Origin of the sequence: Terrisporobacter othiniensis, assembly GCF_000808015.1 — a bacterium.
GTDB lineage: Bacteria > Bacillota > Clostridia > Peptostreptococcales > Peptostreptococcaceae > Terrisporobacter > Terrisporobacter muris.
This window is the reverse complement of record NZ_JWHR01000045.1, coordinates 1-21846: the sequence shown is the minus strand read 5'-3', so window position 1 is coordinate 21846 and position 21846 is coordinate 1. Positions and strand designations below refer to the sequence as shown.

The 21846-nt window shown below is 29.4% G+C and carries 19 protein-coding genes, 1 tRNA gene and 1 pseudogene; 17 read left to right on the top strand and 4 right to left on the bottom strand.

Going from position 1 to position 21846, the window contains the following annotated elements:
* The 5 genes from selA to QX51_RS04065 form a co-directional block, all read left to right on the top strand.
* Positions 1-1291 (top strand): L-seryl-tRNA(Sec) selenium transferase (selA, locus tag QX51_RS04085; RefSeq protein ID WP_039678643.1); only part of this gene is annotated, 1291 nt, incomplete at its 5' end.
* Positions 1292-1434: 143 nt separating this feature from the next.
* Complete coding sequence (gene selB / locus QX51_RS04080; protein ID WP_039678642.1) at positions 1435-3342, top strand: selenocysteine-specific translation elongation factor; 1908 nt, start codon at positions 1435-1437, stop codon at positions 3340-3342.
* 1 nt (position 3343) lies between these two features.
* Entirely contained in the window at positions 3344-4237 is an 894-nt protein-coding gene (locus QX51_RS04075; protein WP_039678641.1) for a selenium metabolism-associated LysR family transcriptional regulator, read from the top strand.
* 14 nt (positions 4238-4251) lie between these two features.
* Positions 4252-5394 (top strand): aminotransferase class V-fold PLP-dependent enzyme, encoded by a 1143-nt coding sequence (locus QX51_RS04070; protein WP_039678640.1) that lies wholly within the window; start codon positions 4252-4254, stop codon positions 5392-5394.
* A gap of 11 nt (positions 5395-5405) precedes the next feature.
* Positions 5406-5642, top strand: a complete 237-nt coding sequence (locus QX51_RS04065) for a putative Se/S carrier protein (protein WP_039678639.1) — start codon at positions 5406-5408, stop codon at positions 5640-5642.
* A 186-nt stretch (positions 5643-5828) separates the two neighbouring features.
* Here the strand turns inward: QX51_RS04065 and QX51_RS04060 are convergent, their stop codons facing one another.
* Together QX51_RS04060 and prdD are read right to left on the bottom strand one after the other, a co-directional pair.
* Positions 5829-6299: a glycine/sarcosine/betaine reductase component B subunit gene (locus tag QX51_RS04060; protein ID WP_039678638.1), complete on the bottom strand. Its 471-nt coding sequence runs from the start codon at positions 6297-6299 to the stop codon at positions 5829-5831.
* Positions 6300-6311: 12 nt separating this feature from the next.
* Entirely contained in the window at positions 6312-7076 is a 765-nt protein-coding gene (gene prdD, locus QX51_RS04055; protein ID WP_039678637.1) for a proline reductase cluster protein PrdD, read from the bottom strand.
* 400 nt (positions 7077-7476) lie between these two features.
* On the opposite strand from prdD, the gene QX51_RS04050 reads away from it, so the two are divergent.
* The 10 genes from QX51_RS04050 to QX51_RS21760 all read left to right on the top strand — a co-directional run bounded on the left by QX51_RS04050 (position 7477) and on the right by QX51_RS21760 (position 17868).
* Positions 7477-7574, top strand: a tRNA-Sec gene (locus QX51_RS04050).
* A gap of 187 nt (positions 7575-7761) precedes the next feature.
* Complete coding sequence (gene prdC / locus QX51_RS04045) at positions 7762-9222, top strand: proline reductase-associated electron transfer protein PrdC (RefSeq protein ID WP_039678636.1); 1461 nt, start codon at positions 7762-7764, stop codon at positions 9220-9222.
* A 147-nt stretch (positions 9223-9369) separates the two neighbouring features.
* Positions 9370-11208: a D-proline reductase (dithiol) proprotein PrdA gene (gene prdA, locus QX51_RS04040; RefSeq protein ID WP_039678635.1), complete on the top strand. Its 1839-nt coding sequence runs from the start codon at positions 9370-9372 to the stop codon at positions 11206-11208.
* Positions 11209-11224: 16 nt separating this feature from the next.
* A complete protein-coding gene (locus QX51_RS04035; protein WP_039678634.1) occupies positions 11225-11503 on the top strand; it encodes a CBO2463/CBO2479 domain-containing protein in 279 nt (92 codons plus the stop codon).
* A gap of 131 nt (positions 11504-11634) precedes the next feature.
* Positions 11635-12360: a D-proline reductase (dithiol) protein PrdB gene (prdB, locus tag QX51_RS19850; RefSeq protein WP_079764888.1), complete on the top strand. Its 726-nt coding sequence runs from the start codon at positions 11635-11637 to the stop codon at positions 12358-12360.
* Between the two features lie 349 nt (positions 12361-12709).
* Entirely contained in the window at positions 12710-15442 is a 2733-nt protein-coding gene (locus QX51_RS04020) for a CHC2 zinc finger domain-containing protein (RefSeq protein ID WP_039678631.1), read from the top strand.
* Positions 15443-15597: 155 nt separating this feature from the next.
* Positions 15598-15867, top strand: a complete 270-nt coding sequence (locus QX51_RS04015) for a hypothetical protein (protein WP_039678630.1) — start codon at positions 15598-15600, stop codon at positions 15865-15867.
* Positions 15868-16229: 362 nt separating this feature from the next.
* Positions 16230-16430, top strand: coding sequence for a cold-shock protein (locus tag QX51_RS04010; protein ID WP_039678629.1), 201 nt, complete (start codon positions 16230-16232; stop codon positions 16428-16430).
* A gap of 197 nt (positions 16431-16627) precedes the next feature.
* Positions 16628-17206, top strand: a complete 579-nt coding sequence (locus QX51_RS04005; protein WP_039678628.1) for a recombinase family protein — start codon at positions 16628-16630, stop codon at positions 17204-17206.
* 548 nt (positions 17207-17754) lie between these two features.
* A complete protein-coding gene (locus tag QX51_RS21760; protein WP_408645554.1) occupies positions 17755-17868 on the top strand; it encodes a glycosyl-4,4'-diaponeurosporenoate acyltransferase CrtO family protein in 114 nt (37 codons plus the stop codon).
* Between the two features lie 72 nt (positions 17869-17940).
* Here QX51_RS21760 and QX51_RS04000 read toward each other — a convergent pair whose 3' ends face one another.
* Positions 17941-18345, bottom strand: a complete 405-nt coding sequence (locus tag QX51_RS04000) for a hypothetical protein (protein WP_039678627.1) — start codon at positions 18343-18345, stop codon at positions 17941-17943.
* Positions 18345-19151, bottom strand: a complete 807-nt coding sequence (locus QX51_RS03995) for a ParA family protein (RefSeq protein WP_039678626.1) — start codon at positions 19149-19151, stop codon at positions 18345-18347. The genes QX51_RS04000 and QX51_RS03995 overlap by 1 nt, the downstream gene beginning before the upstream one ends.
* Before the next feature lie 1345 nt (positions 19152-20496).
* Here QX51_RS03995 and selD point away from each other — a divergent pair.
* Both selD and QX51_RS03985 read left to right on the top strand, forming a co-directional pair.
* Positions 20497-21549, top strand: coding sequence for a selenide, water dikinase SelD (selD, locus tag QX51_RS03990; protein WP_330376034.1), 1053 nt, complete (start codon positions 20497-20499; stop codon positions 21547-21549).
* 63 nt (positions 21550-21612) lie between these two features.
* Positions 21613-21846, top strand: a pseudogene (locus QX51_RS03985) (L-seryl-tRNA(Sec) selenium transferase); the annotation flags it as partial.

Below are 21846 nucleotides of genomic sequence, written 5' to 3'. Positions count from 1 at the left end.
TGCAATTAGGGAAGAAATAGATAAGCTTAGAAATTTTATAAAAGAAAATGATGATATATCTTTGATCGAGGAAAAAATAAATAATCTGGTAGAAAATATAGGAATAAACGTTGAAAAAGTTTACTCATATAATTTGAGAAAGGTTATAAATGGAACAGGAACAATACTTCATACAAACTTAGGAAGAGCTATAATTTCTAAAAAACATGCTGATTATCTTAGTGAAGTTGTGACAAGTTACTCTAATTTGGAGTACAATTTGGAAGAAGGAAAAAGAGGAGAGCGTTACTCTCATTTTGAAAAGTTAATCTGCAAAATAACTGGTGCAGAGTGTGCCATGGCGGTAAATAATAATGCAGCGGCTGTAATGCTTGTTTTATCATCTATGGCAGAAAATAAGGAAGTTATAGTGTCTAGAGGTGAACTTGTTGAAGTTGGAGGGAAATTTAGAATTCCAGATGTAATGAAAAGTTCTAAGGCTCACTTAGTGGAAATAGGAACAACAAATAAAACACATTTAGAAGACTATGAAGATGCAATTTCTGAAAATACAGGAGCCTTCTTAAAAGTCCATACAAGCAACTTTAAAATATTAGGATTTACTGAAAGTGTATCAATTGATGAACTTTGTAAACTAGGAAAAGAAAAGGAGATTCCAGTCATAGAAGATATAGGTAGTGGAGTTTTAGTTGATCTTAGTAAGTACGGTTTAGAATATGAACCGACTGTGCAAGATTCAATAAAAGCCGGTGTAGACATAGTTTCTTTCTCAGGTGACAAGCTCCTAGGAGGCCCTCAGGCAGGAATTATTGTTGGAAAGAAGAAATACATCGACAAGATGAAGAAAAACCCTCTTACAAGGGCTTTTAGAATAGATAAGTTCACTGCAACAATACTTGAAATGATATTACATGAGTACTTAAGTGAAGAAGATGCCATAAAAAATATACCGGTGCTTTCACTTATAACTAAAGACATAAAGGAAATAGAAGAAAGTGCAAATAAATTATATGAAAAATTAAATGATTTAAAAGATGTGGCACAGGTAGAAATTGAAGATACCTTATCTCAAATTGGTGGAGGATCTTTACCAGCAGAAAGAATAAAAAGTAAATGCGTAACTATAATGCCTAAAAATATGTCAACTGCAGCCTTAGAAGAAAAACTAAGACTTGGAGAAAATCCAGTTGTAGGAAGAATAAGTGAAGATAAGTTGATATTAGACATGAGAACAGTTTTAGAAGATGAAATAGATGTATTAGTACAAAAAATTATTAATGTTTTAAAATAACCAATGGTAAAACAATTTGTTTAACAATTGGTTATAAAATCTAGTGAAATACAGTATTTTACAAAAAAATTTTAGAAGTGAAAAATGAATGAGTAAATGTTTTATAACTGTTTTTGAGTAAAAATAGCAAAAGGGGAGCAAAAATGAAGAATATTATAATCGGAACAGCAGGGCATATAGACCACGGAAAAACTGCTTTAATTAGAGCCTTGACAGGTAAAGAAACAGATAGATGGGAAGAAGAAAAAAGAAGAGGAATTACCATAGATCTTGGATTTACTTATTTTGATTTACCATCAGGAGACAGAGCTGGAATAATAGATGTTCCAGGTCATGAAAAGTTTGTAAATAACATGTTGGCAGGAGTTATAGGAATGGATCTTGTTATGCTTGTTGTTGCAGCAGATGAGGGCATGATGCCACAAACTCGTGAGCACGTAGATATTATGAGCCAACTCGGTGTAGATAAAAGTATAGTTGTTTTAAATAAATGTGACTTAGTAGACGATGAGTGGAAAGAGTTAGTAAAAGAAGAAATCAAAGAAGAATTAATCGGTTCAGTATTTGAAAAAGCAAATATAATAGAAGTATCAGCTATGACAGGGGAAGGCATAGCTGATTTAATAAAAGAAATAGTTCACATGACAAAAGATGAATTAAATGAAAAAGATATAAATACCATATCTCGTCTTCCAATAGACAGAAGTTTTAGTATATCAGGCTTTGGAACTATAGTAACTGGAACTTTAATCTCAGGAAGTATAAAAAAGGACGATGAGTTGGAAATTTATCCTACTGGAAAAAAAGTAAAAATAAGAAGCATTCAAGTTCATGGAAAAGATGTGAAGGAATGTTTTGCAGGCCAAAGAAGTGCCATAAATATTTCAAATCTTAAAAAAGACGAAATAAAAAGAGGATATGTGTTAGCACCACCAAATTCTTTGGAAGATACTATGATGCTAGATGTAAAATTAAATGTTCTAAATTCCAGTGAGAGAATTTTATCAAATAGATGTAGACTTCATTTATTTACAGGAACTTCAGAGGTTTTATGTAGAGCTGTACTTTTAGATACAGAAGAAGCAGCGCCAGGAGATTCTTGCTATGCCCAACTTAGATTAGAAGAAAAAATAGCCGTAAGAAGGGGAGATAAATTTATAGTTCGTTTCTATTCACCACTTGAAACTGTAGGAGGAGGAGTTATATTAGATGCCAATCCTACAAAGAAAACACCTTTTAATAAGGCACAACTGGAAGAAATAAAACGAAAAGAAGAAGGATCTCACAGTGATATAGTTGAGTTATTAGTTAAAAAACATCCAGAAATGATAACTATAAAAGAAATAGGAAAGCTAACAGGATTTTCTATAGAAGAACTAAATGAATGTATAAGTGAATTAAAAGAAGAAAACTTAGTTTTAACTTATGAAATGAAAAAAGATGTTTATGTGTATCATAGCAGCGAAGAAATGAGATTAAAAAGAGAAACTATAGAGTTTATAAAGAATTTCCATAATGAAAATCCATATAAATTTGGTGTTGGAAAATCTCTTATTAAAACAAAGTTGTATTCTAAGATAAAACAAAATGTTTTTGATCAAATTATCTATAAATTTATCTTAGAAAATGAAATAAAAAAATACAAAGAATACTTAAGTTTAAATGACTTTGAAATAAATAAAGATAAAACGTTCCAAAATGTTGAGAAAACTTTAGTAAATACTTATAAAAAAGCAGAATTTGATTTTGTAAGACTTAGTGAAATAAACTTTAATATAGATGAAAATATAGTAAGAGATGTGTTAAATGTTTTAATAGATGAGGAAAAAATAGTGAAAATAAATGATGAAATGTTTACACTAAAATCTCTTATGGATAAAGCAGAAATAGTAGTTCGTGAAAAATTAGAAAAAAATAATCTAATTACGATTTCTGAACTTAGAGATGCTCTAAACACATCAAGAAAAAGTGCCAAACCAATGCTTGAATACTTTGACAACATGAAGATAACAAGAAAAAACGGTGCAGAAAGTGAAAGGGTGGCATATTAATATGAATTTAAAACAATTAGAATCATTTGCGTTAATTATAGAGAGTAGAAGTTTTTCTCAGGCTGCAAAAAAATTATTTTTAACACAGCCTACAATATCTTCTCATATTTCTTTACTAGAAAAAGAGTTAAATACTCAACTTCTTGTAAGAACAACAAAGGATGTACATCCAACAGAAGATGGAAAAAGGCTATATACTTATGCAAAACAAATATTAAACTTACAAAATACAATATTACAAGAATTTAATGTGAAAAGCGAAGATAGTAATTTATTAACTTTGGGAGCATCAACTATTCCAGAACAGTATATACTTCCAGAAGTTTTACCAAGATATATAAGAAAAAATAAAACTGAGCTAAAAATACTTCAAGGGGATTCTAGCGAAGTTATAAATCAAATAATAAACAAAGAAGTGGAAGTAGGTCTTGTTGGAACAGAAATAGAAAACTCATCTTTAATATTTGAACCGTTTTATAAAGATAAGTTAGTTATTATAACACCTGTAAATGACAAATATATAAAAATGAAAAAAGATGGATTCCATGTAAAAGATTTATTAAAAGAGCCAATAATAATGAGAGAAGAGGGCTCAGGAACGAGAAAAGAAATAAGAGAATTTTTAAAAGCTCATAATTTTGATATAAATAACTTAAATGTAATAGCAACACTAAACTCCATAGAAGCCATAAAAAAATCAGTACAAAATAATATGGGCATTTCCATAGTATCAAACTTGGCTGTAGAGGATTTCGCAAAAGACAACAAAGTATTGCTATTTGAATTCGAAGAAATGGACATGTACAGAAACTTATATATAGTTAGAAATAAAGAAATGTATATGTCAAAATGTGCACTTAAATTTATTAAATTTATAAGAGAATTTTTTAACTAGAAAAAGGTGATAAAATGATATATTTAGATAATGCAGCTACAACTATGAAAAAACCACAGTGTGTTATAGATGCAGTAGTTAATGCCATGACACATATGGGAAATGCAGGACGTGGAGCAAATGAAGCAGCTTTAGATGCATCTAGAGTAATTTACGATACAAGAGAAAAAATTTCAGATTTATTTAATTTGCAAAATCCATCAAGAGTTGCTTTTACATGTAACTCAACTGAAAGTTTAAACACTGCTATAAAAGGAGTATTAACTAGATCTGACCATGCAATAACTACGTCTCTAGAGCATAACTCAGTACTTCGTCCTTTATATGAATTAGAGTCAAAAGGAATGGAACTTTCTGTTGTAGAATGCGACGAAAATGGAAATATAAATTATGATGATTTTGAAAGTTTAATAAAAGATAATACGAAAGCTATAGTTTGCACTCATGCGTCTAATTTGGTAGGAAACCTATTGGACGTGAAAAAAATAGGAGAAATAGCTAAAAAGTATAACCTAGTATTTATAGTAGATGCATCACAAAGTGCAGGTGTTTTTCCTATAGATATGCAAGATATGAACATAGATATTCTTTGTTTTACAGGTCATAAAGGGTTGCTTGGACCTCAAGGAACTGGAGGACTTTGTGTGAGAGAAAATGTAAATATTAGGCCTTTAAAGGTTGGAGGAAGTGGAGTTAATACTTTTTCAAAAACTCACCCAGATGTCATGCCAACCATGTTGGAAGCAGGAACATTAAATGGACATGCCATAGCAGGATTAAATGCTGCACTGGATTACTTAAAAGAAGAAGGAATAGAAAATATCAGGAATCGTGAAGAAGAGTTAATGTTTAGATTTTATAATGGAATAAAAGATATTAAAGATATTAAAATCTATGGAAACTTTGAAAATAAAAGAGCGGCTATTGTGACTTTTAACATTGGAGACATTGATTCTGCAGCATTTTCTGATGAACTAAGTTTATACTATAACATCTCCACAAGACCGGGAGCTCACTGCGCCCCACTTATGCATAAAGCCATGAACACAGTAGATCAAGGTGCCGTAAGATTTTCTTTTTCCCACTACAATACAGAAGAAGAAATAGACACTGCTATAAATGCAGTTAAAGAAATAGCAGCAACTTATAATGAATAAAAGGTGATAAAATGAGAGAAAAACAATTAAGACTAATAGTAACTTTTAACACAACAACAGGAGCAATGGCGATGGAAAAAGCCTGCAAAAGTGAAAACGTACCAGGAAGATTAATACCAGTACCAAGACAAATATCAGCTGGATGCGGTCTTTCATGGCTTTGTAATAAAGATGACAAAGAGAAAATAGAAGACCTTATAAATGATAAAAATTTAGATATAAATAATATACATGAGATAATGATGTAAAGTACGAGGGTATAACAAAAATGAGGGTATTATAACATACCCTCATTTTTTGGTTCTTTATAAATATGTAGTGTGCCGGGCACTCCTCTTATGAATAATAAACCAGTTGAAATGTATTTACCTCTAATTCTTTCTTTTTTAGTTTTAAGAAAAAAAGAAGAATCTTATAGTAGGAGTTTGTTTTTTCTATTTTCCGTATTTTCTCATTTTCAATTTCAAAAATGCAAGAGCCTTTCTAGCCTCTAACTCAGTTACTTCATTTTCACCAACAATTTCACTTTCAATTCCTTCAGGATTTTTATTCATATCAACTATAGTATCCATATATTCATTTACAACAACAAACTGAGCCACAGTTCCAACAAAAGTAAGCCCGACAACAGGGATTCCTCTAGTTGCAACTTGTTCCACAGTGTTTGCAAAGTCAACGTGAGAGTTTCCCCAACCGTCACATGAAAGTATTGCTCCATCTGCTCTCATGGCCTCAGCCCAAGAAGCAGCCTTTGTTCCAACAAATAATTTATCTTCGTTATCTTGTGGAGTTCCCACAACTATAATTCCTAGTAAATCTATATCTTCATCGTTACTTACTACATCAAGTAGAGGATCTCTAAAGTGATGCAAAGTAGTTTCTTTAGTAGATGGTCCTATTCCCATAATATTACCTCCTTAGCACATACAGCGAAGAGCGCCGTCTCTATATTCATTTGGTGTTACAATCATAGGTACATTACCCATATCTATAATACTTCTTCCACCTTCCATAGCACTTGGCTCATGAGAGAATAGCTGAGTATCATACATAGCACCTTGGCCTGCCACTTGTTTTATAATAACTACTTTTTTCTTACCAGGCCTTACTTTGTCATAAAATTCATGACGTTCAGTAAATTTGTGACCGTTTAATTTTTTTAATTTTGTTCTAAATTCGCTACAGAACTTATCACAAGCTCTATGTGCGGCAGTAGGTCCTGGTCTAACTTGTCCTTGACCTTCTGCAAGAGTTACATCAAATGAAATTATGTAGTCATTGTCTCCAGGAGTACCTGGTCTATTTAAGAAAAGTTGTTCCTTTAAATTACCCTCAGAAGAACCAAACTCAGCAGTTTGTATTCCTTTTTCATCAACACCTGTAAGCATAACATACACACCTGTTAAAGTATGAGTTATTCCTTCTCCAATTTTACCAAGAACCTTTGTAGAAATTGGAATAATATCCATCATAGTGTTTGTAAATCTATCATGATCTCCTGGTTTTATTATTTGAATGTCTATATCTTTTATTAAAGGCTCTGATTCTATTAGATCTTTTAATAAATCCTTGCAGACAGTAAGTTTTCCATCTAGAAAAACGTTATTTTCTGTTCCAAATTCTACTTCCTTTACATGGTATGACTTAATCACAAGGCGACGTAAGTTGATTTCTTCACTCATGATTTCTCCTCCTTTTTATATTGAAAAATTCTATTAATAAAGCACATTTATAAATTTGTTAATTTCAATATAATTATAGTTGCTAAAGTTTGAGGGTATCAACTATTTTATTTATCATATTTCGTCATATTATTTATTTATATATAAAAAATATGATAAAACTGACAAAATAATAACAAACAAAATTTTCCAATTGTATCCAATTGCTAGATTTTTCAATGCAAAAAAAAATTTATATTATAAAAACAGACTTTAGTCTAGTATTGAGTTATTGAATTTGTGAATTTTTATTGTTATAATATTTATAGATTCAATAAATCTTATAAATTTTGTCTATATTTGAAAAATTTTTATAAAAATTATCAATAAATGATGTTATAATGATTTTGGAAGTAAAAATGGGAGTAGATAGGTAACTGGTGTGCCTCCTGGTCTTCAAAACCAGTGTGGGGTGTTAGTAGCATCCTAGGTGGGTTCGATTCCCACATTCTCCCGCCAGTAAACTATTATGGAATATTTTTTTAAAAAATGTGAAAAGGTTTTCCGTGTGAATTTTTTAACATATATAATCTTAATTATACGGTTAAAAAAAATAAATAAAGAAATTTTGTTAATTTATTTATTTATTAAGATAAAAGCAATTTATTTTAACATATATGCTTTATATTTTTAGGGGGTGAACTTAATGGGATTACAAAAAATATTACTTAGACAACATGTTGGAGCTCCTTGTGAGGCAATAGTTAAAGTTGGAGATAGGGTAAAAAAGGGTTCTCTAATAGCTAAGCCTACAGGACTTGGTGCTAACATATTCTCTAGTGTATATGGAGAAGTTAAAGAAATAACTGAAGATGCCATAATAATAGAAAAAGATGAAGATCAACCAGAAGAGTTCGTTGAGTTAGAAGGAGAAGATAAACTTCAACTTATAAAAGATGCTGGTGTAGTAGGTATGGGTGGTGCAGGATTCCCAACAGCTATAAAACTTGGAACAAAGGTAAAATACATACTTGTTAATGCTGCTGAATGTGAACCATTACTTCATCATAATGTAGACCAAATGGTAGATAACACAGAGTTAACTATAAGAGGTCTTAAATATGTTATGGAAATTTGTCAAGCAGAAAAAGGAATATTCGCAATTAAGGCTAAAAACCAAAAGGCAGTTGATGCTTTAGTTGAAGGTACTAAGGGTGATAATTCTTTAGATATACATTTACTTCCAGATATTTACCCAATGGGTGAGGAAAGAGCAGTTGTAAGAGAAGTCTTAGGAATATTACTTCAACCAACTGATTTACCATCAGTAGCAGATGCTGTAGTTATAAACGTGGAAACTCTTCAAAGAGTTGCTGAAGCAATAGAGCTTAAAAAACCATGTTTTTCTAAAAACGTTACAGTTGTTGGAAAGCTAAACGGTGGTACTGATCCTCATGTATTTATGGATGTTCCAGTTGGTACTTCTGTTAAAGAATTAATAGAAAGAGCTGGTGGAATAGATGGAGAGTATGGAGAAGTAATCATGGGTGGACCATTTACTGGTAAAGCTTGTGAGTTAGATGATCCAATAACTAAAACTACAGGTGGAATAATAGTAACTCAGCCTTTTGAAGATTTAAAAGGTGAAAAAATGGGACTTTTAGTATGTGCTTGTGGTGGTAATGAAGAAAGAATGCAAGACTTAGCTAAAAAAATGAATGCTGAAGTAGTTTGTGTTCAAAAATGTAAGCAAGCAGCAGATGTTAAAGGAAACTTAAAATGTGAAAATCCAGGAAACTGTCCAGGTCAAGCACTTAAAGTTATGAACATTAAAAAAGCTGGTGCTAAACATATACTTATAGGAAACTGTACAGACTGTTCAAATACAGTTATGGGATCTGCTCCAAAGATGAATGTAGAAGTTCATCACCAAACAGACCATGTATTACAAACAGTAGGCAAAGATGTAATAAGATATATGACTGCATCTAAAACAGTTCCACAACTTGGAGAAGAAGTTGAAGAAGTATTAGTTAGAGCTCAATCAGTAGAAGAACCTAAGGTAGAAACAGTAGAAACTAGTTTTACATCATTTACTGATGAAGGTGGACTTGTTATAAACCTTAAAGAAGGAAAAGACATCTACGTAGAATTTGTTATAGATTAATTTACTTAAATTAGGAAGTAGAACTTAAGTAATGAATATCTAAATAATTAAATGTTAACAAAGAAAGAAATTTCTTTGATATAAATTAGTATTTCATGTTCAAATTATAAAATTATAAAAAGATTTATTATATAAGGGGGAAAACTTATGTCAATAACTGCTGAAACTGCTAGAGAGCATGCAAATGACCCTGCGGTACTTTGCTGTAGAGCAGAAGAAGGATTAGTTATAGGACCTGCTAACTTAGAAGATCCTGCTATATTCGATGAATTAGTAGATTCTGGTCTTTTAAAATTAGATGGTTGCTTAACTATAGGCCAAATATTAGGTGCAAAATTAACTAAAACTTGTGATTCTTTAACTCCAATAACTGCTGATGTTATAGATGCTATAGTTGAAACAAAAGAAGAAGCTGTAGAAGAAGAAGCTATAGTAGAAGAAGTAAAACCAGCACCAGTTGCTACTCAAGTACAAGGTGGAAGATTAAAAATCCACATAGGTGAAGGAAAAGACATTAATATAGAAATACCAGTTGGTGGGTTCGCTTCTCAAGGTGGAGCTCAAGTAGTTCCAGTTGGCGAAAATGCTTCTGTTGCACCTGCAGTTAAAGAAGTAGAAAAAGAAGCTAAAGTAGTTAGAAGCTTAACTAGAAACCACTACAAAATAACTGAAGTTAAAAGAGGACCTGAAACTAAAATAGAAGGTACTGTTTTATACATTAGAGAAGGTATAGAAGAAGAAGCTGTAGCTAGCCAAAAATTAGTAAATAGCTTAAAAATAGATATAATAACTCCAGATAGATATAACACTTACTCTGAGACTATAATGGACGTTCAACCAATAGCTACTAAAGATGGTGAAGATGAATTAGGTCTTGGAACTACTAGAGTAATAGATGGTGTTGTAATGATGGTAACTGGTACTGATGCAAATGGTGTTCAAATAGGAGAGTTCGGTTCATCTGAAGGTATCTTAGAAGAAAATATCATGTGGGGAAGACCAGGTTGTCCTGAAAAAGGTGAAATATTCATCAAAACAGAAGTTATAATCAAAGAAGGAACTAACATGGAAAGACCAGGACCTCTTGCTGCTCATGCTGCTACTGACTTCATAACTCAAGAAATAAGAGAAGCTCTTAAGAAACTTGATGATGAATTAATAGTAGATAGTGAAACTTTTGAGCAAGTAAGAAGACCAGGTAAGAAAAAAGTTGTTATAGTAAAAGAAATAATGGGTCAAGGTGCAATGCACGATAACTTAATATTACCAATGGAACCAGTTGGAGTATTAGGTGCTAAGCCAAACGTTGACTTAGGAAACGTACCAGTTATGGTATCTCCACTTGAAGTATTGGATGGTTGTATACATGCATTAACTTGTATAGGACCTGCTTCAAAAGAAATGTCTAGACATTACTGGAGAGAGCCACTAGTACTTGAAGCTTTACATGATGAAGAAGTAGATTTATGTGGTGTTATATTTGTTGGGTCTCCTCAAATAAATGCTGAGAAATTCTACGTATCAAGAAGAGTTGGTATGATGGTTGAAGCTTTAGACGTTGATGGTGCTTTTGTTACTACTGAAGGTTTCGGAAACAATCATATAGACTTCGCTTCTCATATAGAACAAATAGGTATGAGAGGAATACCAGTAGTTGGTATGTCATTCTGTGCTGTTCAAGGTGCTCTAGTTGTTGGTAACAAGTACATGACTAACATGGTAGACAACAATAAATCAGAAGCTGGTATAGAAAACGAAATATTAGGATGTAACACTTTATGCCATGAAGATGCTATAAGAGCTCTTTATTCATTAAAGGCTGAAATGGGTGGAGAAAAAATAGCTAAACCAGAAAAGAAATGGAATCCAAATGTAAAAGACACTAACTTAGAATTAATATCTAATGTTACTGGAAAACCAGTTGAGTTAGTTGAAAATGAAACATCTCTTCCAATGAGTCAAAAGCGTAAGGAAAAATATAGCTAGAAAGAACTGACACATAATGAAAAATGATAAATTAAAATACGGCGATAAAATTCTTTATATGGAAGGTGTTATTGTAGAAGTTCACGATGGATGCGTAAGTATTGATCTAAAGGGACGTCTAGGATACTTAAGAGTTCCAATGAGAATGTTTATTTCCGATTATGAGATAAAAGTTGGTCAAGAAGTAGGCTTTAATATGAGCTTTGTTGAGCAACTAGGTGATGAGATTAATGAAAAATATATTTCAAATCTTATGACTAGAAATAAAAAAATCGACGAAATGTCTAAAAAATAGATTTTTACTAAAAACCTTAAGATTTATCTACTCATAAGAGATTTAGATTAAATTTAGGTTCAAGTAGTAAATTAACTTAAATTCATTTGCATAATCATTTGTAAATGGAGTAATTAAAAGGGGGAAAAAAGATGAGTTTAACAGTAGTTAAAGGAATGCAATCAGAAATATTCGTTCCAATAACACCACCATCAGTATGGGCTCCTGTAACTAAGCCTTTAAGCGAGATGAAAATAGCTCTTGCTACTGCTGCTGGTGTTCATCATAAAGATGACAAGCGTTTCAATTTAGCTGGTGATTTCTCTTTCAGAGAAGTTAGAGATAATATGTTATCAAGCGATCTTATGGTATCTCACGGAGGATACGATAATGGAGACGTTAATAAAGATATAAACTGTATGTTCCCAATAGATAGATTACATGAACTTGCAGCTGAAGGATTTATAGGTGGAGTTGCACCAGTACACATAGGATTCATGGGTGGTGGTGGAAACCAACAAAAATTCAAAGAAGAAACAGGTCCAGAAATAGCTAGAATATTAAAAGAAGAAGGCGTAGACGGCGTTCTTCTAACAGCTGGCTGAGGAACTTGCCACCGCTCTGCAGTTTTAGTGCAGAGAGCGATTGAAGAAGCTGGTATACCAACAATTATAATAGCAGCTCTTCCACCAGTAGTTAGACAAACAGGAACTCCAAGAGCAGTTGCTCCACTTGTTCCAATGGGTGCTAATGCTGGAGAACCAAATAACAGAGAAATGCAATACAACATAGTTAAAGATACTTTAGTTCAATTACACGAAATACAAACTCCTGGTAAGATAGTTTCATTACCTTACGAGTATGTAGCTAAAGTTTAATATTTGCATATATGTTAAAAGGCTGATAGGATTTATTCCTATCAGTTTTTTTATGGAAAAATATAATGTAGCATCGTAATTATAATGTTTTATTTTGAATAATTTATATTAGTACTTAAAAGTTTTTACTTAATATACAAACTAAATATTGCGAATTGATTCGGAAATGTTTATGTTATAATATTTTACACTATAAAATATTATAACATAAACATTTGGGCATAAAAGTTTTGACAGCAAGAGATTGTAAGCCCTCTTAAAAAGGAGGTTGTTTAATTGCAATATACGAATACGATACAACAAATTCCTCAAAAAATGCAAAGTAATACACAGTTAGGTGGTGGTCTTAATGGAAAACAAAGATACTTTTAAAAATGCAGTAGATGAAATAAGATCATTAAATTGCTTAATATCAATTATGCAAAACTACAACATGAATTTAAAAAAAGATAATAGTGGATATTATACAAACTGTGTATTTCACAACGATAAAACGCCAAGTTTAAGGCTCAGCGACAAAGGAAATCGAGCCATTTATCATTGTTTTGGATGTGGAGAACAAGGAGATATTATAAACTTTATTTGTAAGATGGAGAACATAGATAATATAACAGCCTTAAGAAAAGCTTATGACATCTTAGGTAGGGAATTGAAATACAGTACTATCAACGACAATAAAGTTGAAAACTTTAAAAATTTTATAAAAACAAATCAGTCAACAATAATAAAAAACAAAGAAACTTATAATTTAGAAGAAATTTATATTTACTTTGATGAAGATAAAAAGCCATTATATTGTAAAATAAAATATAAAAATTTATTTGGTAAAAAGCATTTTATAACAAAGTCTTTGATAGAAATGGATATAGGTTATAAATATGGAGACCATAAGTATTTCGAACAATGTAAAAAGGTTCTTTATAATTTACTAGAAATAAAAAAAGCCATATCAAAAGATGATTGGATATTTTTTGTTGAAGGTGAAAAAGATGTGGAAACTTTAAGCAAAATAAATCTTCCTGCCACAACCATTTGCACAAAAAAATGGAAAAGTTCTTATGATGAAGATTTAAAAAATGCCAAAGTAATATTCATAGGAGACAGCGGAAGATCAGGGCAAGAGTTTAAAAACTTTATAGTAGAAAAATTAAAAAAATGTTGTAAAGGACTAAAAATAATTGATTTGCCAGGGCTTGAAAATATAGGTGATGGTAAAAATAAAGACGTTACAGATTGGTTAGAATCTGGTAAAACATCCAAGGAACTTTTACAAATAGTAAAAAAATCTTTAAATATATTAGATAAAAATACTCTACAACAAGATGAAGATGGAATATATGAAGTTATAGATAAAATAGAAAATGAAGAAGTGAAAGAAAGTAGACGTTATTTAACAAACTTTCAAATAATAGATGTTACATTATATAGAAATGAAGATAATAAAGATCAAATTATAAAGCTTAACATTAAATCAAATCATAGACAGTCAATTATTGAAGCAGATGCTAGATTGTGTTTTTCTGATTTGAAAATTTTTAGAAGATACTTAGGAATTGACTATATTTTTTATGGAGAAATACAAGACTTAACAAAACTTCATCAATGGATTATAAATTACTTCATTAAAGAAGATATATCGATATTTACAAGATCAGGAATAAGAAAAATAAATGATGAGTATGTTCTTGTTACAAATAAAGGTACATTAAAATCCAATGGAGAATTTGATATTACAAGAAAATCAATAAATACAATTCATAATATTGACTTTACCAATCTTGATATTTTAAATAAAGATGAAGCAGAAATATTAAGTAAATACTTGTTTAATTTTAATTCAAAGGAAAATATATATAATACCCTGGGACTTGGTGCTGCAAATATATTAAATACTTTTGCTAGAGAGTCTTCTATGAACAATTTGCCAATACTTCAAGATTTGGGGGAAAGTAAAAGTGGTAAAAGTAAAGTCCTTAAAATTTTAAGGCTATTATTTAATGACACAAACCCAGGAATAAGTTTATCGGTATTAACAGATTTTGAACTGCTTAAATACTTTGATGAAACTTATTTACCTGTATTTTTAGATGAAGTTAATATTTCAAAAGTAGACAATTGTAAAATAAATTTCCTATCTAATCATATCCGTGCTATTGTAGAAGGATATGAAAATACTAAAGTTACTGAAAATTCAACATTGCAGAAATTTACTTATAATGCATCTCTAATAATATCAGGAGACGAAGAAATTCAAGAAACAGCTATAAAAAGTAGATCCAATATAGTATGGTATACCAGAAGTGATTTTACTAGAGAAGGTAAAGAATCTGTAGAGTTTTTATGTAATAGTGAAGATGGCTCAAATTTGTTAAGAAGATTTTCAAAAAGTTTATACTTGAGAGTTCTGAATTATTATATTGATGGAGCATTTGATAATGAGTATTTAGTAACAAGATTTAAATATGATTTTGATGAAAAGCTATATTTAAGTAATTCAACTGAAATAAATACAGCTATATATACAATGATGGGTCTAGAACTTATATATAATACCTTTGAATCTTTAGGTGTTAATATGAATAATATAATTAACTTGGAAGAAGCATCTAACATAATCATTAATAATTTGAAATGCAATGTATTGGAAGAAAGCCAAAATGAATTTAAGAGTGACTACGAAAAATTACTTGAAGATATTAATAATTTAATTTACATACCAGATAGAAAAATAAGGTTAGAAGAAAATGTTCATTATAGGATTTTACCTGATAATATTCATATAGCTTTTGATTTTAAGTCTATTTATGATAAACTAAATAACTACTATAAACAATATAAAAATGATAGTGAAAAACTTTTAAATTACAATACTTTTATTAAAATGATAAGCAAATCAGAATATATTGCAGACTTAGATCCTAAAAAACATTATAGGGCAGTAAAAATAAAAACTTTAGTAGAAGATAAAAATGGACTTCCAGATTATATTATAAAACATAAAATGATGTTTATCTTAAAAATAGATAAGGTTAAAAAACTTGAAATGGATAATATATTGCCAATAGATTACAATGAAGGTTAATTGTAAGAAATATTAAATAAAATCAAAAAAGTTATAATTTTAATATAACTAACATAGCTTAAAATTAAATATTTATATAATAAAATTTGTTGAAATAAAGGTTTTTTTACTTATTTATTGAATTTATATATAAGTTCAATAAGGAGGAGTAGAAAATGAAATGTATAATTAGTTTTAAAGAACTTTATGGTAAGGAACTAGAAAAGTATGAAGTAGAAGGAAAACAATCTGGCGACATATTACAAGCAATGGAAAACAAACTTTGTAATGAAATTGCACCATATAATACTTATTCATTAAAAAACTGCAAAAATATTGACAAGAAAGCGAGCAAGAAAACACTTCATTTTAAAGATAATGAGGGGAATATATTAAGTTATGTTATGGAAATCTTAGATACACAATATTTAAAAAATAATATGTAGAGCCTTTTAAAGGGGAGTTTGTAATAAAAATGCCTTTAGGGATTGCCTAGTATCAAAAGGTATTGTGCTATGAATAAAGTGAAAATAGTGTACTATAGTCGATGCCAGCAAAAAGGATTATACTGCCTTAGTACAACTCCATTTTAAGTTGGTTATAATTTCTAAATACTTATATTTAAGTTCATAATCTAAAAATAAATAAATTAATTAATAAAATAGATGTAGAGAATGTTAAAAAAGAACAGAAATAAATAAAAAGATAAAAAGCTATCTAATATTATTTATTTATGATATAATAATATTTGTAGCAATGCACAAATAAATTGAAAAACCTAGAAATAGGTTTATAGGAGTATTTTTTAATGAATAATGGAATAGTAAAATGGTTTAACAATGAAAAAGGATTTGGTTTTATATCAGTAGAAGGTGGAGATGATGTATTCGTACATTTTTCAGCTATACAAACTGATGGGTTTAAATCATTAGAAGAAGGCCAAAAAGTAAACTTTAATATAGTTAAAGGTGCTAGAGGTCCTCAAGCAGAAAACGTAACTATATTATAATATATATATGTATCGTGGAAAAAGACACAATTTGTGTCTTTTTTTGTTGTATTAAATAAATAATAATATGAAAGGTGTCATAACTTATACATATTGACACCTTTCTTTTCTATAAGTTATATTAATGTATAAGAGAGTATCAAAATATAGTGTCAAAAGAAATCTATATTTTGTATATAAAATGGAGAGGATATAACATGATATACGGATATTGTAGAGTTAGTTCAAGAAGTCAATTGGATAATAATTCTTTAGAATTGCAAGAAAGAGAAATTCTAGGGAGATATGAAAATGCAGTAATTTATAAAGAACAAATTAGCGGAATTAAATCTGATAGACCTGTGTTTAATGAAATATTAGATAAATTAAAAAAAGGAGATACATTAGTTACCACAAAACTGGATAGGTTATGTAGAAGCACAAAAGAGGGGTTAGAGATAGTTAAGAGTTTACAAGAAAGAGAAATTAATATACATATATTAAATATGGGACTTATAGAGAATTCTCCCATGGGTGATTTAATAATAACATGTCTTCTTGCTTTTTCTCAGTTTGAAAGATCTATGATTGTAGAGAGAACTTCATCGGGAAAAGAGCTGGCAAAAGCAAGTGATGATTATAGAGAAGGAAGACCAAAAAAGTTTACTAAAAAGCAAATTTCACATGCTTTAAAATTACTTGAAACGCATTCCTATAAAGAGGTGGGACTTATGACTGGTATTTCTAAAAGTACTTTAATTAGAGCTAAGAAAGAACGTGAAAGTATTGAAATATAAATGATATATATAACAAATGGTTATACAAATTGTAAAACAATTGGTATAACCATTTGTTATAATTAATAGAGTGATATACAAACTATATTATCATTAATAATTCATAATTTCAGTTAATTTAAATCAAGGGTTAGATATGCATTAAACAGAATTTTTTTAGTTAGTAGATGAAAATTTTTAAACCTTAAACTACAATAATATCATAATAAAACTTGAAAGAAGGCATGGTTATGAATAAGGATAGTGAAGCATATTTATTTTAATATTATTATGACTGTAAGCAATATAATATTCTGGATAACTCTGCATTTTTTTAGGGGATATATGGTAAATAAATATAGTGGTTTTATTGATTTTGATAGAGTTTTTTATACTGTAGATGAAAGAAAAATAAAATTTTATAATAAAATAAAGATAAAAAGATGGAAGGATAAACTTCTGATATAAAAATATAAGGTATTTCTCGCTTTTTAGTGGGATGTTTTGGATTTACATCATTACTGTTTATTTATTTTGTAAGTGATCCTATGAAATATATATAATTATTTATAATTATAGCCATAGTTATGTTCTTTGTGCAGATTCCTTTTATTATAATACAAAGATATAATAGATTTCGTATTATTAAATTAAGAAAAAAATTAGAACTTCGTATAAAGTAAAATTTAATATACATTAAGAACACTTAATAAAATTTATATTTAAAAATAAAAGAAAAAGTAGAGCTAAAAGCTCTACTTTATTTTCTTTTTTCTACCTCTTGTTTCAACTTTTTTTTCTACTTTTCTTTTTTTACTATTAACTTCGTATTCCTTTGCTTTTTCGTTTATATTAAAACTAGCTGGTAAATTTTCCTTTGTAGTTTTTAGAGGATCTTTTATGATACTCATAAGAACTTTGTTCACAGTTGTATTTTTTTCAAAAGCAATAGCCTTTAGTAAGTCTAAATCTTCTTTTTCAAAATAAACACTCATAGGAACTTTCTTACTAGTTGTAGTTTCATTTTCTATTTGTAATAAATTTAAGTTTTCTTTTTCAAAAGTATTTTTTACTATGTTATTTACCTTAGATTTATAGTCTTTTTTTGTTAAAACTAATTCTTCTTTTTTATCATCTTTTAAAAATTTATCTAGTCCCACTATAACACATCCCTTTCTTTTAATTCACTTATAACTTCTTTAAATTCCTCTCTAACTTTATGAGATTTTTTTATTTTTCTGCAATAATCATCGATGTCTAATTTAGAAAGAATTGCATTCTTTATTACTGTTGTATCAGATATTTTTGCATTAATTAAATCTTTTTTTATGTGTTCAAATTCATTTAATTTTTCCCAGAATATATCGCCGGTAGATAGTTTCCTAGAAGTGTAAGAGTTTATAACCACGGCTCTTTTTGCCATGTTTTCCATCTCCATATCTTCTAAATCTTGGTTGTATTTTAAGTAAAATAACTCGCAACCTCTAATGCTTGCTATATCTTGATAAGCAATAGGAGTTATTATGGAATCAGAACAAAGCATGAAGTTTCTGGCAATTAAATCGTAAGATGGTGATAAATCCACGAATATGTAGTCATAGTTACTTAGAGAGTCCACATTGTATTTGAACCATCTCCACACAGACTTTTCACGATTAGTTTTTGTAGTTAAATATTCACTAAGTACAGATAAAGATAAATCTGAAGGGATTATATCTATGTTTTTATATCTTTCGCAAGGTGATTTTATTATTAATTCTTCGGCACTTAAATTATCAGCTAAGCCGTCAAACATAGTTTTGTCACTATGTGAAACTTTGTATAAAAACTGAGTTAAGTTTGCCTGTGTATCTGCATCTATAATTAAAACGCTAGATCCTTCTTTGCTAAGAGCTATGGCACTTAGAATTGTTAGAGTAGTCTTTCCTACTCCACCTTTTACATTGAAAAAACTTACTATCTTCACTTTCCCATCTCCTTTTGTGAAAATAACCATTGGTACAACAATTTGTTTTTTAATTGGTATAACAATTGGTTAAGTTATATGATAAATAATTATTGTAGTTGTTTTTTATACTTTAACAAATGGTAAAACCATTGGTTTAACAATTTGCATAACCATTGGTTTAACAATTTGTATAACCATTGGTTAAAGTGACTTTTAAAATTATTAAAAAATACACGAGACTTATTCTTCATATAAAATTATATTATGTAACGAAAACTTTTTCAACAAAAAGCGAAGATAATCGGAATAAAGTTAAATACTAATGTGTATAAAAATATTTATATATTAAATAAATGCTGTAATTTTGAGGGAATTTGTGAAAAAATATATTATTTTGAAATGAAAATGATTTTTTTCTTGTATTATGAAAAAAAACGTAGTAGAATGAATTTAGAAAAATTAAATAAAAAAAGTCTTAAATCTACAGTATATATAAAACGTTGGTAGCATCTTATATATATTAAACCTTAAAACTGTTGGTAGCAGTGTTAAAGAGTTAGTAAATTTAAAACTTATTGTTTACAGATATATAATCTAATAAGATTATATAAAATTTTAATCAATCTGTAAAGATGAAAGTTTTAAAAAAGTGTACATAATATAAAAAATTTATATACATTTACAAATAACTAATGAACTTATAGCCTGTTTTTCAACAATTGAGAGACAGGCTTTTTTTAATGCTAAAAATAAATGTAAATAATGGAAAAGGAGGGAATGCCTGAAACCTCTCAAAAAAGTAGATAGGTTAGTTGAGCCGTTGCAAAAAATCAACAACTTAGAGGAGGCTGTTTCCCTTGTTGTGCCAAAGATCCTAAGTGATAGGAGTTGACATCCAATAAAAAGGTCAGGATTGGCAACCATATAATTTGCAGTGATGTGAATTAGGTCGTGTAATTACTGAGAGGTACAGTGCTTTCAGTTGTTGGGTATGGATACAATAATAATAAAATTACATCCGAAAGGTAGTCTAACAAGGGATATGCTGAGGGCTCTAGAACTGAAAAAGGGGCTAACATATGACTAGACCCTATAGTATGAAGTCAGAAACTCTGATTTTTTGCTATAGGGTCTATCTATGTCCTCGGGATAGACATCCCCTAAGGCTAATATTTGGTAATACAGTTATACAAGACTAATAAATATATTATATATAATAAATAAGTATTACCTTTATAAGATTATGAAAACTATAAATAAGGTGTGCAAAGATTAAGTTTTGTTATAAAATATTTCTATAAGTAATTTAGTAGAAGTGATAAATTTATATATAAATTTAATAATTATAGAAAAGGAAAAAAATATGATGAATGAAGATATAAAATTAACACATATGACAAAAACTGCTGGCTGAGCGGCTAAAATAGGTCCTGGGACCCTTGCTCAAGTTTTGGGCAATTTACCAAAGTTTCATGATGAAAACTTATTAGTAGGTGTGGAAACTAGTGATGATGCAGCAATTTATAAAGTAAGTGATGATCTTGCATTAATTCAGACACTGGATTTTTTCACTCCAATTGTCGATGATCCATATTTATTTGGACAAATAGCAGCGGCGAACTCTTTAAGTGACGTTTACGCAATGGGAGGAGAACCAAAAACAGCTTTAAATATAGTTGGATTTCCAAATTGCTTAGATCCGAAAATATTAGGAAGAATTTTAGAAGGCGGAGCCTCTAAGGTTATGGAATCTGGTGCAATACTTGCTGGAGGACACTCTATTCAAGATGATGAACCTAAATATGGCCTTAGCGTAACTGGTTTTGTAAATCCAAATAAAATATTTAAAAATTATGGTTCAAATCCAGGAGATATAATAATCCTTACAAAACAAATAGGAAGTGGCCTTATAAATACAGCAATAAAGGCTGAAATGGCTGAACAGTCTCATATAGATGAGGTTGTAACAGTTATGACATCACTTAATAAGAAGGCTAAAGAAGTTATAGAAAATCACAATATAAGCGCATGTACAGATATAACAGGATTCGGTCTTGCTGGACATGCTATGGAAATGGCATCTAGTTCTAAAGTTACTTTTGAAATAGATGTACAAAAAGTACCATACATTGATGGAGCTCTAGATTTTGCTAAAATGGGTCTAGTACCTGCTGGAACTTATAACAACAAAGATTATATATCAAATGACGTAAATAGCGAAAATATAGAAGAATATTTCATAGATGTATTATACGATCCACAAACTTCTGGAGGTCTTTTAATTACATTACCAGAAAATGAAGTTGAAAATATTATGAAAGATTTTGAAGATAAAAATATGGATACGAAAGTTGCCATTATAGGAAGAGTAATAGAAAAACAAGAAAAGAGTATTAATTTAATCAAAGGTCTTTAAGTAGTTAAAATTTAAATTACTAAATAGGGTTTTGAGTAAAAGGGGAAAGGTCTTGAGTGAGATATGAATAAAAATATATTATTTAGAAATATACCTAAAGTTGATGTTTTATTAGAAAAACCTGAAATTATAAATTTAATAAATAATCATCACAGGGATGTGGTTGTAGATGCAATTAGGGAAGAAATAGATAAGCTTAGAAATTTTATAAAAGAAAATGATGATATATCTTTGATCGAGGAAAAAATAAATAATCTGGTAGAAAATATAGGAATAAACGTTGAAAAAGTTTACTCA